Origin of the sequence: Streptomyces sp. NBC_01481 (genome assembly GCF_026339995.1) — a bacterium.
In the GTDB taxonomy this organism is placed as follows: Bacteria; Actinomycetota; Actinomycetes; order Streptomycetales; family Streptomycetaceae; genus Streptomyces.
This window is the reverse complement of the sequence record NZ_JAPEPT010000006.1, coordinates 290,976-306,322: the sequence shown is the minus strand read 5'-3', so window position 1 is coordinate 306,322 and position 15,347 is coordinate 290,976. Positions and strand designations below refer to the sequence as shown.

The 15,347-nt window shown below is 70.5% G+C and carries 17 protein-coding genes and 1 riboswitch; of the genes, 11 read left to right on the top strand and 6 right to left on the bottom strand.

What is annotated here, in order from left to right:
* Positions 1-209: 209 nt before the first annotated feature.
* Positions 210-1,505 (bottom strand): adenosylmethionine--8-amino-7-oxononanoate transaminase, encoded by a 1,296-nt coding sequence (locus tag OOK40_RS31230; protein ID WP_266488252.1) that lies wholly within the window; start codon positions 1,503-1,505, stop codon positions 210-212.
* Positions 1,498-2,679, bottom strand: a complete 1,182-nt coding sequence (bioB, locus tag OOK40_RS31225) for a biotin synthase BioB (protein ID WP_266488250.1) — start codon at positions 2,677-2,679, stop codon at positions 1,498-1,500. Before bioB ends, OOK40_RS31230 begins: the two co-directional genes overlap by 8 nt.
* Positions 2,680-2,824: 145 nt before the next feature.
* Between bioB and OOK40_RS31220 the strand changes: the two genes are divergently transcribed.
* A complete protein-coding gene (locus OOK40_RS31220) occupies positions 2,825-3,970 on the top strand; it encodes an 8-amino-7-oxononanoate synthase (protein ID WP_266488249.1) in 1,146 nt (381 codons plus the stop codon).
* A gap of 225 nt (positions 3,971-4,195) precedes the next feature.
* Positions 4,196-4,627: an ATP-binding protein gene (locus OOK40_RS31215; protein WP_266488247.1), complete on the top strand. Its 432-nt coding sequence runs from the start codon at positions 4,196-4,198 to the stop codon at positions 4,625-4,627.
* Between the two features lie 53 nt (positions 4,628-4,680).
* On the opposite strand, the gene OOK40_RS31210 is transcribed toward OOK40_RS31215, so the two are convergent.
* Entirely contained in the window at positions 4,681-5,586 is a 906-nt protein-coding gene (locus OOK40_RS31210; protein WP_266488245.1) for a LysR family transcriptional regulator, read from the bottom strand.
* A gap of 84 nt (positions 5,587-5,670) precedes the next feature.
* Here OOK40_RS31210 and OOK40_RS31205 point away from each other — a divergent pair, with 84 nt between their 5' ends.
* Positions 5,671-6,300 (top strand): LysE family translocator, encoded by a 630-nt coding sequence (locus OOK40_RS31205; RefSeq protein WP_266488240.1) that lies wholly within the window; start codon positions 5,671-5,673, stop codon positions 6,298-6,300.
* A gap of 77 nt (positions 6,301-6,377) precedes the next feature.
* On the opposite strand, the gene OOK40_RS31200 is transcribed toward OOK40_RS31205, so the two are convergent.
* The 3 genes from OOK40_RS31200 to OOK40_RS31190 form a co-directional block, all read right to left on the bottom strand.
* The gene (locus OOK40_RS31200) at positions 6,378-6,854 is read right to left on the bottom strand and encodes a C40 family peptidase (RefSeq protein ID WP_266488238.1); all 477 of its coding nucleotides are present in this window, start codon (positions 6,852-6,854) and stop codon (positions 6,378-6,380) included.
* Positions 6,855-6,857: 3 nt separating this feature from the next.
* A riboswitch (cyclic di-AMP (ydaO/yuaA leader) is annotated at positions 6,858-7,041 on the bottom strand.
* 314 nt (positions 7,042-7,355) lie between these two features.
* Positions 7,356-7,664: a hypothetical protein gene (locus tag OOK40_RS31195; protein WP_266488236.1), complete on the bottom strand. Its 309-nt coding sequence runs from the start codon at positions 7,662-7,664 to the stop codon at positions 7,356-7,358.
* Positions 7,665-7,671: 7 nt separating this feature from the next.
* A complete protein-coding gene (locus OOK40_RS31190) occupies positions 7,672-8,307 on the bottom strand; it encodes an ATP-dependent Clp protease proteolytic subunit (RefSeq protein WP_266488233.1) in 636 nt (211 codons plus the stop codon).
* Between the two features lie 72 nt (positions 8,308-8,379).
* Between OOK40_RS31190 and OOK40_RS31185 the strand changes: the two genes are divergently transcribed.
* The 8 genes from OOK40_RS31185 to OOK40_RS31150 all read left to right on the top strand — a co-directional run bounded on the left by OOK40_RS31185 (position 8,380) and on the right by OOK40_RS31150 (position 15,274).
* A complete protein-coding gene (locus OOK40_RS31185; protein ID WP_266488231.1) occupies positions 8,380-8,661 on the top strand; it encodes a type II toxin-antitoxin system Phd/YefM family antitoxin in 282 nt (93 codons plus the stop codon).
* A gap of 333 nt (positions 8,662-8,994) precedes the next feature.
* Positions 8,995-9,297, top strand: coding sequence for an urease subunit gamma (locus tag OOK40_RS31180; RefSeq protein ID WP_266488229.1), 303 nt, complete (start codon positions 8,995-8,997; stop codon positions 9,295-9,297).
* A 14-nt stretch (positions 9,298-9,311) separates the two neighbouring features.
* Positions 9,312-9,623 carry an urease subunit beta gene (locus tag OOK40_RS31175; protein WP_266488227.1) on the top strand — a complete coding sequence of 104 codons (312 nt, stop codon included), beginning with the start codon at positions 9,312-9,314 and terminating at the stop codon, positions 9,621-9,623.
* Entirely contained in the window at positions 9,616-11,337 is a 1,722-nt protein-coding gene (locus OOK40_RS31170; protein WP_266488225.1) for an urease subunit alpha, read from the top strand. The genes OOK40_RS31175 and OOK40_RS31170 overlap by 8 nt, the downstream gene beginning before the upstream one ends.
* A gap of 2 nt (positions 11,338-11,339) precedes the next feature.
* Positions 11,340-12,113 (top strand): urease accessory protein UreF, encoded by a 774-nt coding sequence (locus OOK40_RS31165; RefSeq protein WP_266488223.1) that lies wholly within the window; start codon positions 11,340-11,342, stop codon positions 12,111-12,113.
* 19 nt (positions 12,114-12,132) lie between these two features.
* Positions 12,133-12,810 (top strand): urease accessory protein UreG, encoded by a 678-nt coding sequence (ureG, locus tag OOK40_RS31160; protein WP_266488222.1) that lies wholly within the window; start codon positions 12,133-12,135, stop codon positions 12,808-12,810.
* Positions 12,807-13,547, top strand: coding sequence for an urease accessory protein UreD (locus OOK40_RS31155; RefSeq protein ID WP_266488220.1), 741 nt, complete (start codon positions 12,807-12,809; stop codon positions 13,545-13,547). Before ureG ends, OOK40_RS31155 begins: the two co-directional genes overlap by 4 nt.
* Before the next feature lie 149 nt (positions 13,548-13,696).
* The gene (locus tag OOK40_RS31150) at positions 13,697-15,274 is read left to right on the top strand and encodes an alpha/beta hydrolase (RefSeq protein ID WP_266488217.1); all 1,578 of its coding nucleotides are present in this window, start codon (positions 13,697-13,699) and stop codon (positions 15,272-15,274) included.
* Positions 15,275-15,347: the final 73 nt, after the last annotated feature.

The following is a 15,347-nucleotide window of genomic DNA, read 5'->3' as shown; positions in this document are numbered from 1 at the left end:
GAGGCCCTACCCCGGCCTGCGCCGCGTGCCAGTCTGCCCGCGCCGCCTCGCGCCGCGAGCCAGGCGCTCCGTGCCGCGCTGCGCGAAGCCGCGACCCCGCGCCAGGTTGCGGCGCCCCGCCCACGGTGCGCGTCGCGAAGACCGTACGCCGACGGTGCGGTTCGGACGCCGAAGCGAACCCCGGCGTGCCCGGGGCACAGGCGTCAGCCTCAGCCCGCGGCCGCCGCCGCGATGACCGCGCCGCACACGCGCCCGAGATCCTCGTCGCCCGTCACATAGGGCGGCATCGTGTAGATGAGGTCCCGGAACGGTCTCATCCACACCCCCTGCCGCACCGCCGCCTCCGTCGCCGCCGCCATGTTCACCTCGTGGTCCAGCTGCACGACGCCGATCCCGCCCAGCACGCGGACATCCCGTACACCGGGCAGCCCGGCCGCCGCCGCGAGGCCGTCCCGCAGGCCCGCCTCCAGGCGTTTGACTTCCTGCTGCCAGTCCTGCGCGAGCAGCAGATCGATCGAGGCGCACGCCACCGCCGACGCCAGTGGATTCCCCATGAACGTCGGGCCGTGTGCCAGCACGGGCACCTTGCCGCGCGAGATGCCCTCGGCCACCCGTGTCGTACACAGCGTCGCCGCCATCGACAGGTAGCCGCCGGTCAGCGCCTTGCCCAGGCACATCACATCGGGCGAGACCCCGGCCTGCTCGGCAGCGAACAGACTGCCCGTACGGCCGAATCCCGTCGCGATCTCGTCGAAGACCAGCAGCACCCCGTGCTCGTCGCACGCCTCCCGCAGCACCCGCAGATACGAGGGCGAGTGGAACCGCATCCCGCCCGCACCCTGCACCACCGGCTCCACGATCACCGCGGCCAGCTCGTCCGCGTGCCGCGCGACGGCCTCGCGCAGCTCCTGCGCGTACGACTCCTCGAACTCCATCGGCGGCGCACCCACGAAGATCTGCCGCGGCAGCACCCCCGACCACAGCTCGTGCATCCCGCCCTCGGGGTCGCACACCGACATCGGCTGCCAGGTGTCCCCGTGGTACCCGCCGCGCCAGGTCAGCAGCCGCTGCTTCTGCGGCCGCCCCACCGAGCGCCAGTACTGCAGGCACATCTTCACCGCGACCTCGACCGAAACCGAGCCCGAGTCGCACAGGAAGACGTGCTGCAGCGGCTCGGGCGTGATCTCGACCAGCTTTGCGGCCAGCCGGACGGCGGGCTCGTGGGTGAGCCCGCCGAACATCACATGGCTCATCCGCCCCAGCTGCTCGTGCGCGGCCTCGTTGAGGACCGGGTGGTTGTAGCCGTGGATCGCCGACCACCAGGACGACATGCCGTCGATCAACTCGCGCTGTCCGTGGACCGGTTCGGCGAGCCGCAGCCGTACTCCGGACGCGGACTCCACGATCAGCGGGTCCGTGCGGCCCGGCATCGGGCCGTACGGATGCCAGACGTGTGCCCGGTCCAGGTCGAGCAGCTCGCCGGGGCTGTACACGGACTCAGGCATTGGGCGCGAGATCCGTGCCCGTTCCACGGCGGCGTACGGCCACCAGATCCGTGCGCGCCGCGGGTACCTCGGCGACGGGCGCCTCGGCCGCGGCGGGCTCGCCGTCACCGCACGGTCCGCAGCCCCCGGAGCCGGAGTGCGAACCGCAGCCGCCACCGGCCAAGGCGTCCGCACGGTGCTCCGGCAGCGTCGTCGTGTCCGTGCCCTCCACCTCGAAGCCCGCGTCCGCGATCATGTCGAGGTCGTCCTTGCCCGCCTGGCCCTCGCTGGTCAGGTAGTCGCCGAGGAAGATCGAGTTGGCCAGGTTCAGCGCGAGCGGCTGCATCGAGCGCAGATGCACCTCGCGGCCGCCCGCGATCCGTACCTCCACGTCGGGGCAGACGAACCGCACCATGGCGAGAATCCGCAGGCAGCGCTGAGGGGTGAGGTTCCACTCCTTCGCCAGCGGGGTGCCCTCGAAGGGGATCAGGAAGTTGACCGGCACCGAGTCCGGGTCGAGCTCGCGCAGCGAGAAGACGACATCGACCAGGTCCTCGTCGCTCTCGCCCATGCCCGCGATCAGCCCGGAGCAGGCGGAGAGCCCCGCGGCGTGCGCCTTCTGCACGGTGTCCACGCGATCGGCGTACGTGTGGGTCTTGGTGATCTCCCCGTACGTAGCCTCGGACGTGTTCAGGTTGTGGTTGTACGCGTCGGCGCCCGCGTCCCGCAGCCGCTCCGCCTGGCCGTCCGAAAGCAGCCCGAGGCAGGCGCAGACCTCGACGCCCTCGTTCTGGTCCTTGATCGCCTCGATGGTCTTGCCGACGCGTTCCACGTCCCGGTCCGTCGGACCGCGACCGCTGGCCACCAGGCAGACCCGCTTGGCGCCACCCGCGACACCGGCGGCCGCCGCCTGCGAGGCCTCGTCCGGCTTCAGCCAGGTGTACTTGAGAATCTCGGCCTTGGAGCCGAGCCGCTGCGAGCAGTACGAGCAGTCCTCGGGGCAGAGCCCGGACTTCAGGTTGACGAGATAGTTCAGCTTCACCCGTCGCCCGAACCACTGGCGGCGCACCTTGCCGGCCGCGGCCACCACTTCGAGCACATCGTCGTCGGAGGTCGCCAGCACGGCGAGCGCTTCTTCACGGGTCGGCAGCTCGCGCCGCAGCCCCTTGTCCACCAGCGTGGTCAGCAGGTCCATGGCGCTGATCCTTACGTACGGCATGCGCCAGGGCCAAGGAGGAACTCCACAACAGAGCATGTTTGAGGTGTGTGCATGGCCACATCCGCTCCTCCAGCGACCCCGGTTAGGGTCTGTGCGCTGCCTACAAAAGGACCGGACCACCATGCACCAGGATCCTTTCGCCTGGATCGACGACGAGTCGCGCCGCCGCGAGCGCGCAGGTCTCGTCCGTACGCTCCGGCCGCGCACCGCCGAGTCCGAGCTGCTGGATCTCGCCAGCAACGACTATCTGGGCCTCACCCGCCACCCGGAGATCACCGGCGCCGCGGCCGAGGCGGCCGGCCGCTGGGGCGCGGGGGCCACCGGCTCCCGGCTCGTCACGGGCAGTACCGCCCTCCACGCCGATCTTGAGCGGGAGCTGGCCGCCTTCTGCGGCTTCGAGGCGGCTCTGGTGTTCTCTTCCGGCTATGCCGCGAACCTCGCCGGGGTGACCGCGCTGAGCGGCCTCGGCTCGCTGATCGTCTCCGACGCGGGCAACCACGCCTCGATCGTCGACGGCTGCCGGCTCTCCCGGGCGGAGACCGCGGTCGTCCCGCACGCGGACGTCGACGCCGTACGCAAGACGCTGGAGGCGCACCCGGGGCAGCGGGCACTCGTGGTCAGCGACTCGGTCTTCTCGGTGGACGGCGACGCGGCACCGCTGGCGGGCCTGGCGGAGGCCTGCGGTGAGTACGGAGCTGCCCTGCTCGTCGACGACGCGCACGGGCTCGGCGTACTGGGCGAAGGCGGCCGGGGTGCCCTGAACGCCGCCGGCATCGCGGGCGCCGACGGCGTCGTCGCAACCCTCACGCTCTCCAAGTCCCTGGGCAGCCAGGGCGGAGCGGTCCTTGGCCCGGCCCGGGTGATCGACCACCTGGTCAACGCGGCCCGTACGTTCATCTTCGACACCGGCCTGGCTCCCGCGGCAGCGGGAGCGGCCCTGGCGAGCCTGCGGCTGCTGCGCCGCGAACCGGCTCTGGCGGACCGGGCCCGCACTGTCGCCGCGATGCTGCACCGGCGGCTCACGGACGCGGGACTCACCGCCGCACGCCCCGACGCCGCCGTGGTCTCCGTACAGGCTCCGTCGCCCGAGGCGGCGCTGCGCTGGGCCGCGGACTGCCGCGCCGCTGGGCTTGTGGTCGGCTGCTTCCGCCCTCCGTCGGTGCCGGACGGTATCTCCAGGCTCCGGCTCACGGCGCGCGCAGACCTGACGGATCAGCAGATCGAGCAGGCCACGAAGACCATCATCGAGGTCGCGCCGGCCGGTTGACGGCGTCGCGGCCTCCGGCAGCGGTCAACAGGCGATTGTGCGCCCAAATACGGTCTCGCGTAGCAGAGTTCACCGCTTTGAGCGACAGGTATACGCATATCTTGGTGGATCGCCACCTGGGGAAGCACGTGAGGTGGCACTCTGGCGCGAAGCACAATCCGTGGCCGTCCTTGCAATTCCGCTACGAGTCGGACTGCGGCCACGGTGGGAAAGGGACAGCTCGCCATGGCAGACCATCAGGAAGCCTCCGTAACCCTGCCGAGCGATCCCGCCTCGGTCTCCGCCGCCCGGAGATACGCCGCACGTGTTGTCTCCGAGTGGGGTCTGCCCGTCGAGACCGAAGCCGTCGACACCGTCCGGCTGATCGTCTCCGAACTCGCCACGAACGCCGTTCAGCACACCTTCGGCCAGTCGCCGACATTCACCGTGGACCTGCGTCTCGAGCGAGACGAGGAACTGCGCATCGGCGTCACCGACAGTCATCCCCGCTGGCCCCAGCGGCTGCCTGCCGCGGTCCGGCAGGACAACGGCCGCGGCATGGTCATCATTCGCAGCCTCACCGCGGAGTACGGCGGACAGCTCTCGGTCACACCGACCCCGGAAGGCGGCAAAACGGTCTGGATCGCCCTCCCGTGGACGGCCCCCGTCCAGAACTGACGTCGCCCGGAAGGCCTCGGCCCGACGGCACCTGCCCCTGTCCGCCCTGCACTTCACGCGCGGCCGAACGCGCCCCGTAGCAGCGCCCGAAGAGACTCCGCCGCCGGTCCCGACTCCTCGCCCCGGTGCGCCACCGAGATCGTCCGCCGGAAGTCCGCCGGGTCCAACTGCCGTACGCCGAGCGGCGTCGCCGACATCGCCGCGACCATCTCCGGCACCACCGCGACCCCGATCCCCGCGCTGACCAGTGCGCACACCAGCGCGTAGCCCGGCGACTCGCACACCACCGCAGGCGTCGCCCCGGCCCGGGCGAGCGCCGTCTCGACCCCCTTGCGCGGCGGATGCGAGGGCGCGCTGCTGATCAGCGGCTGTCCGGCGAGAGCGGCCACCGGCAGCCGCCCCGAGCCACCCGCGAGCGCATGGCCGGGCGCCGTCACCAGGACCAACTCCTCCACCAGCAGGGGTTCCAGGACCACACCCGCGGGCGGCGGCGCCGGTTCGGCCGGTTCGTACGTGTGCGTCAGCGCAAGATCCACCTCGCCGGCCGCCACCGCCAGGACCCCGCCGGGCGGCTCGTACTCGGCGACGGTCAGTTCCACGTCCGGATGCGCCCGGCGGAACGAGCTCAGCACCGGCGGCAGCAGATGGACGCCCACCGTGGTGAAGGTCCCCACCCGCAGCCGCCCGCCGGACAGCCCGGACAGCCGCGCCAGCTCGTGCCGCGCCCGGTCCATCTCGTCCAGCACCCGGCGGGCCCGCGCCGCCAGCAGCTCGCCCGCGGCGGTCAGCCGCGCCCCGCGATGGCTCCGCACCAGCAGGGCCGCCCCCGCCTCGCGCTCCAGCTTGGCCAGCTGCTGGGAGAGCGCGGGCGCGGTGTAGCCCAGACGGGCGGCGGCCCGGGTGATCGAACCGGCCTCGGCGACCGCCACGAGCGCCGCCAGCCGTGTCGGGTCGTACATGCCACTTCCCTTAAGCATTTCTTTAGGCAGACCCAGAAGATTACAAGTACACGTTAAGGCCATGGCCGGTCCACGATGGTGGCCATGGACGCACAACTGGTCGCCTTCATCGGGGTCGCCGCGGGCATGGTGGCCATGCCGGGCGCGGACTTCACCGTCGTCGTGCGCAATGCGCTCGCCTCCCGGCGCGCGGGCGTGGCCTGCGCTGTCGGCGTCGCCGGGGGACTGCTCGTGCACACCGCGCTGGCTGTCGCCGGACTCGCGGCCGTCCTGGTCGCCGTGCCGGTGCTGTTCCGCACGCTGCAGATTCTGGGCGGTGCCTATGTGCTCTACCTGGGCGTACGGGCCGTACGCTCCGCCCTGCGCCCGGCTCTCGCGGTGGAGGATCCGCAGGGCCCGGCCACGCAGGGCATCGGCCGCAGCCTGCGCCAGGGCTTCCTCACTAACGTCCTCAACCCGAAGGCTCCCGTCCTCTTCCTCAGCCTGCTCCCGCAGTTCGTCCCGGACGGTGCAGCGGTCCTGCCGCGCACTCTGCTGCTCGCGACGATCGTGGTCGCACTGGCTCTGGTCTGGTTCCCGGCGGTGGCCCTGCTCGTGGACCGTCTCGGGACGTGGCTGCGCAGGCCGCGCACCACGCGGGCCGTCGAAGGCGTCACCGGCGGAGCGCTCACGGCTCTCGGAGTGACCCTGCTTGCCGAGCCGCTGGCGCAATGAACCGGCGCGCCGGAGGGATCCCGCGCACCGATCGCCGCGGCGAAACGCGGCGATCGGCGCGCGATGAGCCACCGCCGTCAGCGCACCCGGCCGTACCAGACTTTCTTGGTCCAGATCTTCTCCAGCTTCACCCAGGAGCCGGTCTTCGGCGAGTGCCAGATCTTGCCGCGGCCGGCGTAGATGCCGACGTGGTAGACCCGGCTGCCGTAGTGGAAGAACACCAGGTCTCCCTTCTGCCGGGAGGAGGCCGGGACATGACGGGTCCTGTTGAACTGCTGCTGGGCGGTACGCGGGAGCTTTTTGCCGGCCTTCTTGTACGAGTAGAGCGTCAGCCCTGAGCAGTCGAACCGGGAGGGACCCGCGGCGCCGAACCTGTAGGGCGCCCCTTTCTTCGAGGCGGCCACCTTGAGTGCCGTTTTCGCGTGGGTCGCTGCCGCGTAGGCCTCGGGAACGGCGCCAGGTGCCAGCAGCGAGCCGCCGACGGCGGCGAGGGTCAGGGCCGACACGGCGCCCGCCCTGGTCATCAAGTACGGGACATGAATCTGCGCAGTCATGCGCAACCCTTCGTCAGCCGCCTGTGAAGGATGACCTGTCGGGTTCGGACGGACGAAGATGCCCGGCCGCGGATGCGGCTTCACCCCGAGGACCGCCGGGCCGTCCGGCTGTCCCGTTCTGCTTGGGTCCTCCACTCCTGCCGATGCACTCCTGTCGACCAGACATCCGGTGCGGCGGCAGGACTCGGCGTCCGCCCGGACCGCCCCGCCGAGGTGGCGGGGGCTTGTCGTCCCAGGGATCTTGACCCACTCTGTGCCGAATTTCCGAGTTGAAACGGCCGTTTGTGAGCTTCGCCACCCCTGACCTGTTCGGGTGGACAGAACGGATTTGCGGACGGGTACGTGACAGTTGAGGAGTCTCGCACCAGCACCGGAACAAGTCATTCCGCCAGATCGGTAGTCATGGCGCGCAAGTTGTCCGTAGTCGCTGAAGGGTCGTCGAGTCCATCGAATGGGGGATGCACCCCGGTACCCTGATGGCGTACGGAAGCCGCTGCTTCGTCAACTCATGGCCGCGGGCGGCATCGTCAGCCGGCGCGCCCGCCGCTCGCCGTCGAGCACTCTGAGTGCTTCTGCGAGCGTCGCCGCATGCACTTCGCTCTCGCCGCGCATATGCATCAGCGTCAGGGCGTCCTTGAGCGCCTCGGCCCGTCCGACCAGCGCCTGTGCCGCGCGGAGTGCGCCATAGGTGTGCGTGCCACGGGCCGGGTTGATCCGCCCCAGCAGGTCGAGGACTTCGAGATAGCTGTCGACGAACTCGCATTCGGCGCGGGTCAGCGCGGGCAGTGGCGGCTGTTCGGGTGGCAGCATCCGGCGCTCACCTCGAACCGGCGGCGGAGAGCGAAGTCTTGCGGTTCTTGATCACATGGTCCACCAGTCCGTATGCCCTGGCGTCCTCGGCATCGAAGATCTTGTCGCGCTCCAGATCGGCGTCGATCCGCTCGGAGGTCTGGCCGGTGTGGCGTACGAGCATTCCGGCGAGTTGGGTCCGCAGCCGCAGCAACTCCTGCGCCTGGATCTCCAGATCGGATGGCTGGCCCTGCAACGGCTCCTCGAACGCGGGCTGCTGAAGGACGATCCGGGCGCCGGGCAGTGCCATCCGCTTGCCGGGGGCTCCGGCGCAGAGCAGCAGCGCGGCGGTGGAGGCGGCCTGCCCCAGGCAGGTCGTCTCCACATCGCACGTGATGACCTGCATCGTGTCGTAGATCGCGGACATGGCGCTGAGCGAGCCGCCGGGGGAGTTGATGTAGAGGGAGATGTCGCGGTCCGGTGCCGCGTACTCGAGGTGCAGGAACTGCGCGATCACATCGTTGGCGGCGGTGTCGTCGACGGCGGTGCCGAGGAAGATGATCCGCTCGTCGAGCAGCTTCGAGTACGGATCGAGAGTGCGGTTGCCCGTGCTGGTGCGCTCGGTGAAATGGGGCAGGACGTAGCGGGCGGCGGGTCGGTTCATGACGTACGTCTCCTCTCGCACGGCCCATCTGTAAAAAATGTACAGGATGTACAGGCCGTTATGATGGGGAGCATGGCCTACGAGATTCCGGTGACGCAAGCCCGCGCAGAGCTCGCCGAACTGATCAACCGCGTCGTCTACGGCGGGGAGCGCGTCGTCGTGACCCGCCACGGAAAGCCGCTCGTGGCGCTGGTGTCCGCCGCTGACCTGCAACGACTTGAGCGGGATCAGGAGGCCGCTGAGGAGCAGGTGATCAGCTCGGTCTCGTCGCTCGGCTCGGCCGCATCCGCTACCGGCGAACGGGGGCGCTTCGGTCTCGCGGCCGAGCACCGGCGCCCCGACGAGCGCCGCTGACCACGAGCCGGCGCACAGAAGGGCCGCGCGCCCCCGGACTGCCCCCGCCCGTATACGACCTCGGTCCTCGTCCTTACGGGCCAATGGGCCGGGTGAAAGCCCAGCAGGTGAGCACTACCGCAGCGGGGCTCATCGCCTCTGCGCAGGCGCTGATGTCCCTACGTGTCCGTGTGCGTCCCGGCGTGAGACCGAGATCAGTTAACGCGCCGGAAAAACTCTCCGCCTAACGTTCAACCGCTCGCCGTGAGACACCCGCGCTTTGGTCAACAGAGTGTTGACGTGGGTCGGCTTCGCGCTGCACCCGGGCGGGCCGGACGACTGTGAGGTGGACGCGTGCAACTCTCCCCGCACGAGCAGGAACGACTGCTCATCCATGTGGCCGCCGACGTGGCGGAGAAGCGCCGAGCGCGCGGGGTGCGGCTCAATCACCCCGAATCGGTCGCCCTGATCACTTCGCACATCCTCGAAGGCGCCAGGGACGGCCGCACCGTCGCCGAACTCATGGCCTCGGGCCGCAAGGTCCTCACCCGCGCCGATGTCATGGAGGGCATCCCCGAGATGATCCATGACGTTCAGGTCGAGGCGACCTTCCCGGACGGCACCAAGCTCGTCACCGTCCACGACCCGATCGTCTGAAGGGAAGGCCGCCGATGATTCCCGGAGAGATCCTGCTCGCCGAGGGCCGCGTGTCCCTCAACCAGGGCCGTGAGGTCACCCGCCTCCCCGTCGTCAACGCCGCCGACCGGCCCGTCCAGGTCGGCTCCCACTACCACTTCGCCGAGGCCAACCCCGGCCTGGAGTTCGACCGTGCCGCCGCGCGCGGCCTGCGGCTGAACATTGCCGCGGGCACCGCCGTGCGCTTCGAGCCCGGCATCCCCGTCGATGTCGAACTCGTCCCCTTCGCCGGCCGACGCGTCATCGCGGGCCTGCGCGGCGAGGTCGGAGGCGCTCTCGATGCCTGAGCTGAATCGCGCCGTCTACGCCGATCTCTTCGGCCCCACCACCGGCGACCGGATCCGGCTCGCCGACACCGACCTTCTCGTGGAGATCGAGCAGGACCGTTGCGGCGGGCCCGGACTCGCGGGCGACGAGGCCGTGTTCGGCGGCGGCAAGGTGATCCGCGAGTCGATGGGCCAGTCCCGTACGACACGTGCCGAAGGCGCACCCGACACCGTCATCACCGGAGCGGTCGTCATCGACCACTGGGGCATCGTCAAGGCCGACATCGGCATCCGCGACGGGCGCATCACCGGCATCGGCAAGGCCGGCAACCCCGACACCATGGACGGCGTGCACCCCGATCTCGTCATCGGGCCCGAGACCGAGATCATCGCGGGCAACGGCAGGATCGTGACCGCGGGCGCCATCGACGCGCACGTCCACTTCATCTCGCCGACCATCATCGACCAGGCCCTCGCGACCGGCGTCACCACGCTCGTCGGCGGCGGCACGGGACCGGCCGAGGGCACCAAGGCCACCACCATCACCCCCGGGCCCTGGCACCTTGCCCGGATGTTCGAGGCGATGGACTCCTTCCCCGTGAACATCGGCCTGCTCGGCAAGGGCAACACGATGTCCCGCGAGGCCATGCACTCCCAACTGCGCGGCGGGGCGCTCGGGTTCAAGATCCATGAGGACTGGGGGGCGACCCCCGCCGTCACCGACGCCTGCTTGAGCGTGTGCGAGGACACAGGCGCCCAGCTCGCCATCCACACGGACACCCTGAACGAGGCGGGCTTCGTCCAGGACACCCTCGCCGCGATCGCGGGCCGCACCATCCACGCGTACCACACCGAGGGCGCCGGGGGCGGGCACGCACCGGACATCATCACGGTCGTCGGCGAGCCGCACATCCTGCCCAGCTCCACCAACCCGACCCGGCCGCACACCGTCAACACCATCGAGGAACACCTCGACATGCTGATGGTCTGCCACCACCTCAACCCGGCCGTGCCCGAGGACCTCGCCTTCGCGGAGTCCCGGATCCGGCCCTCCACGATCGCGGCCGAGGACATCCTGCACGACCTCGGCGCCATCTCGATCATCTCCTCCGACGCCCAGGCCATGGGGCGCGTCGGCGAGGTGATCATGCGTACCTGGCAGACGGCCCATGTGATGAAGAAGCGGCGGGGAGCACTGCCCGGAGACGGCCGCGCCGACAACCACCGGGCACGTCGCTATGTCGCCAAATACACGATCAACCCCGCTGTCGCGCAGGGCCTCGACCACGAGATCGGCTCGGTCGAGACCGGCAAGCTCGCGGACCTGGTGCTCTGGGATCCGGCCTTCTTCGGCGTCAAGCCGCAGCTGGTCATCAAGGGCGGCCAGATCGCGTACGCACAGATGGGCGACGCGAACGCCTCCATCCCCACCCCCCAGCCGGTCATGCCGCGGCCGATGTTCGGCGCTCTCGGCAAGGCGCCCGCGGCGAACTCGTTCAACTTCGTCTCCCGGGCGGCGATCGAGGACGATCTGCCCGAACGCCTCGGCCTGGGCAAGAAATTCGTGCCGATCACCAGCACGCGCCGGGTCACCAAGGCCGATATGCGGGAGAACGACGCGCTCCCGCGCGTCGAGGTCGACGCCGACACGTTCACGGTGACGATCGACGGCGAGCCGGTCGAACCGGCCCCAGCGGCGGAGTTGCCCATGGCCCAGCGCTACTTCCTGTTCTGACCATGGACGATCACTCCCGCGTGCGGGCCTTCGCAGGACCCGGCGCCACGAACACGGCCGACGGCCGCGCTGCCGTCCCGGACCCAGGTCCGATCGGCGGTCCGGCCGCGCCCGCGGCCCGCGCCGCGCTGCTCGTTCTCGCCGACGGCCGGTTCCCCGCCGGTGGGCACGCCCACTCCGGCGGGGCCGAACCGGCCGTCAAGGCGGGCCGCATCCGCGGTGCCCGGGACCTGGAGGCCTTCTGCCGGGGACGGCTGCACACCACCGGTCTCACCTCGGCGGGGCTCGCCGCCGCGGCCGCCCTCGGCCTCGACCCCCTCGCGCTCGATGCCGCCGCCGACGCCCGTACCCCCTCACCCGCCCTGCGGGCCACCGCTCGCAAGCTCGGCCGCCAGATGATGCGCGCCGCCCGCTCCACCTGGCCGAGTCCCGAACTGGACGCGCTCGCCGCGGCGTTCCCGCGCGGCACCCACCAGCCGATCGTCCTCGGGCTCGCCGCACGCTCCGCCGGACTCGGCCCCGAGGACGCCGCGCACTGCGCCGTGTACGAGTCGGTCGGCGGACCGGCCACCGCAGCGGTACGCCTCCTCAGCCTGGACCCCTTCGAGGCCACCGCCGTCCTCGCCCGCCTCGCGCCCGCCATGGACGAAGTCGCCGCACAGGCCGCACGCGCGGCGCGCGAGGGTGTCGACGCGCTGCCCGCCGCGTCCGCCCCGATGCTCGACATCACGGCGGAGGCGCACGCCGCCTGGCCCGTACGCCTCTTCGCCTCGTAAGACATCAAGGAGCCGCACCATGCATCTCGACCACTCGCACTCCGGCCCGGGGGCCGTCAGCGCCGACGCCGTACGCCCCGACGGCACCCGGCGCGCACTGCGCATCGGCCTCGGCGGCCCCGTCGGCTCCGGCAAGACCGCAACCGTCGCCGCACTCTGCGGAGCCCTGCGCGACCAGCTGTCCATCGCCGTCGTCACCAACGACATCTACACCCGCGAAGACGCCGAATTCCTGCTCCGCAACGCCGTACTGCCGCCCGAGCGCATTCAGGCAGTCGAGACCGGAGCCTGCCCGCACACCGCGATCCGCGACGACATCTCCGCCAACCTCGAAGCCGTCGAAGACCTGGAGGAGAGCGTCGGTCCGCTCGATCTGATCCTGGTCGAGTCCGGCGGCGACAATCTCACCGCGACCTTCTCCAAGGGCCTCGTCGACGCACAGATCTTCGTCATCGACGTCGCGGGCGGCGACGACATCCCGCGCAAGGGCGGCCCCGGTGTCACCACCGCCGATCTGCTCGTCGTCAACAAGACCGACCTCGCGCCCCATGTCGGCTCCGACCTCGGCCGGATGGCACGCGACGCCAAGGAACAGCGCGGTGAACTCCCCGTCGCCTTCACCTCGCTGAGGGGCGAGGACGGCGTGCGCCCGGTCGCCGACTGGGTGCGCGCCCAGCTGGCCGCCTGGAACGCATGAGCATCGAGGCCACGGCCCGCATCGTCGCCACCCGCGACGGCCTGCCGGTACTGACGAGCGACGGACCGCTCGCCCTGCGCCGCACGCGCGCCGCCGGCCCCTATATCCGTGTCACCGTCGTCGGCGCGATGAGCGCACCGCTCGGCGGCGACCGGCTGGCCGTCGAGGCGGAGGCGGCCGACGGGGCACGGCTCCGCGTCGACTCCGCCGCCGCGACCATCGCCCTGCCCGGCCGCACCCCCGAACAGGCCCACTACGACGTGTCGTTGACGGTCGGCGAGGACGCCGAACTGCGCTGGCTGCCGGAGCAGCTCATCTCCGCGTCCGGCAGCGATCTGCGGATGCGTACGCGCGTCGAACTGGCGGCGAGCGCACGGCTGGTGCTGCGCGAGGAACAGATCCTCGGCCGCCACGGCGAAGAGCCCGGCACCCTCGCGACCCGCCTCACCGTCCACCGCGCCGGACGTCCGCTGCTGGACCAGGAATTGGCCTACGGTCCCGGCGCGCCTGGTGGCTGGGACGGTGGCGCGGTCCTGGCGGGACACCGCGCCGTGGGCCAACTCCTCGTCGTGGACCCCGAGTTCGATGAGAAGCCCGCCCAGCGGCGGCTGTTGGGCGAGAGCGCGGTGCTCACACCGCTTGCCGGTCCGGCCTACCTGGTCACGGCCGTCGCGCCGGACGCCCGCCAACTCCGGTCCGTACTCGACGAAGTGCTGAGCACGGTGCTGCCCGAGTAGGGCGAACCAGGTGATTTCGCTGTACCGCTGAACGGGACACTACTTACCGGTATTGGTTCGGTAAAGAAACACCAGTACGACCTGTTCCCGGCAGCCCCACAGACGAAAGGATCCCCCGGAGAACTCGACAACAGAAGGGGGAGTTCTACGTGAGACGCACAGCAGTGCTCGGCTCGGCCGGCACTCTGATCGCGGGCACCCTCATCACGGGCGCGATCACCGCTCCGGCAGCCAACGCCACCGGCAGTCACAGCGGTTGGTCCGAGGCACGTGGTGTTCAGGTCGCCGCGGAGCGGGCTGCGAAGAAGGGGATCGACTGGGCGGACTGCCCGGCGGACTGGGGATTTGCCAAACCCATCCAGTGCGGATGGGTGAGCGTGCCGCTCGACTACGCACGCCCCAACGGCAAGCAGATCAAGATTGCCGTCGACCGAATAGGCAACACCGGCACCAAGGCCGAGCGCCAGGGAGCCCTGATCTACAACCCGGGCGGCCCCGGCGGCTCGGGCATGCGCTTCCCGACCCGGGTCACCAACAAGAACCCGCTCTGGGTCAACGCGTCCAAGGCGTACGACTTCGTCGGCTTCGACCCTCGGGGTGTGGGCCACTCGGCCCCCATCTCCTGCGTCGACCCGCAGGAGTTCGTGAAGGCGCCGAAGGCCGACCCGGTGCCCGACAGCGAGGCCGACAAGCGCGCCCAGCGCAAGCTTGCCGCTGAGTACGCGGACGGGTGCGCCGAGCGCAGCGGCTGGATGCTGCCGCACATGACCACGCCGAACACCGCGCGCGACCTGGACGTTGTCCGGGCCGCCCTCGGTGAGAAGAAGCTCAACTTCCTGGGCGTCTCCTACGGCACCTACATCGGCGCGGTCTACGCGACGCTCTTCCCGGGCCATGTGCGCCGGATGATCGTCGACAGCGTCGTCAACCCCTCGCGGGAGAAGATCTGGTACGAGGCCAACCTCGACCAGGACGTCGCCTTCCAGATGCGCTGGAACGACTGGAAGGCCTGGGTCGCCAAGAATGACGCGACCTTCCACATCGGGGACACCCCCGAGAAGGTCGAGCAGCAGTGGCTGAAGCTGCGGGCCACCGCCAAGAAGAGCCCCCTCGGCGGGGTCGTCGGACCGGCGGAGCTCATCAGCTTCTTCCAGAGCGCGCCGTACTACGACTCCTCCTGGGTGCCCGTCACCCAGACCTGGAGCAAGTACCTCGCGGGTGACACCCAGGCACTGGTCGACGCCGCGGCGCCCGACCTGTCCGACACCAAGGGCAACATCGCCTCGGAGAACGGCAACGCCGTCTACACGGCCGTCGAGTGCGCGGACGCCAAGTGGCCGACCAGCTGGAAGAAGTGGGACCGGGACAACACCCGGCTCCACAAGGACTACCCGTTCATGACGTGGGCCAACGCCTGGATGAACCTTCCGTGCGCCACGTGGTCGTCCAAGCAGCAGAACCCGCTGCACGTGAAGACGGGCAAGGGTCTGCCGCCGGTGCTCATCGTGCAGTCGACCCGTGACGCCGCCACTCCCTTCGAGGGCGCCGTCGAGCTGCACAAGCGGCTCAAGGGCTCGCGTCTGATCATCGAGAAGGACGCCGGTTCGCACGGTGTGACCGGTCTGGTCAACCCGTGCATCAACCAGCGGGTGGACGCCTACCTGGTCAGCGGCACGCTGGACAGCAGCGACGTGACGTGCACCCCGCACGCCACGCCGAAGCCGTAGGTCACAGCCGATACGGAGGAGGGGCGGCCGGTTCCGGCCGCCCCTCCTTTCGATCGACCTGCCCAAGGCGTGG

What these genes read in the sequence shown, in the direction of transcription:
- OOK40_RS31190 (WP_266488233.1), bottom strand. Translation starts at nt 8,307, where the DNA reads ATGAACCGACCCGCCGCCCGCTACGTCCTGCCCCATTTCACCGAGCGC.
- OOK40_RS31230 (WP_266488252.1), bottom strand. Translation starts at nt 1,505, where the DNA reads ATGCCTGAGTCCGTGTACAGCCCCGGCGAGCTGCTCGACCTGGACCGG.
- OOK40_RS31200 (WP_266488238.1), bottom strand. Translation starts at nt 6,854, where the DNA reads ATGACTGCGCAGATTCATGTCCCGTACTTGATGACCAGGGCGGGCGCC.
- OOK40_RS31195 (WP_266488236.1), bottom strand. Translation starts at nt 7,664, where the DNA reads ATGCTGCCACCCGAACAGCCGCCACTGCCCGCGCTGACCCGCGCCGAA.
- OOK40_RS31175 (WP_266488227.1), top strand. Translation starts at nt 9,312, where the DNA reads ATGATTCCCGGAGAGATCCTGCTCGCCGAGGGCCGCGTGTCCCTCAAC.
- OOK40_RS31170 (WP_266488225.1), top strand. Translation starts at nt 9,616, where the DNA reads ATGCCTGAGCTGAATCGCGCCGTCTACGCCGATCTCTTCGGCCCCACC.
- OOK40_RS31210 (WP_266488245.1), bottom strand. Translation starts at nt 5,586, where the DNA reads ATGTACGACCCGACACGGCTGGCGGCGCTCGTGGCGGTCGCCGAGGCC.
- bioB (WP_266488250.1), bottom strand. Translation starts at nt 2,679, where the DNA reads ATGGACCTGCTGACCACGCTGGTGGACAAGGGGCTGCGGCGCGAGCTG.
- OOK40_RS31205 (WP_266488240.1), top strand. Translation starts at nt 5,671, where the DNA reads ATGGACGCACAACTGGTCGCCTTCATCGGGGTCGCCGCGGGCATGGTG.
- OOK40_RS31215 (WP_266488247.1), top strand. Translation starts at nt 4,196, where the DNA reads ATGGCAGACCATCAGGAAGCCTCCGTAACCCTGCCGAGCGATCCCGCC.
- OOK40_RS31185 (WP_266488231.1), top strand. Translation starts at nt 8,380, where the DNA reads ATGGCCTACGAGATTCCGGTGACGCAAGCCCGCGCAGAGCTCGCCGAA.
- OOK40_RS31165 (WP_266488223.1), top strand. Translation starts at nt 11,340, where the DNA reads ATGGACGATCACTCCCGCGTGCGGGCCTTCGCAGGACCCGGCGCCACG.
- OOK40_RS31220 (WP_266488249.1), top strand. Translation starts at nt 2,825, where the DNA reads ATGCACCAGGATCCTTTCGCCTGGATCGACGACGAGTCGCGCCGCCGC.
- ureG (WP_266488222.1), top strand. Translation starts at nt 12,133, where the DNA reads ATGCATCTCGACCACTCGCACTCCGGCCCGGGGGCCGTCAGCGCCGAC.
- OOK40_RS31155 (WP_266488220.1), top strand. Translation starts at nt 12,807, where the DNA reads ATGAGCATCGAGGCCACGGCCCGCATCGTCGCCACCCGCGACGGCCTG.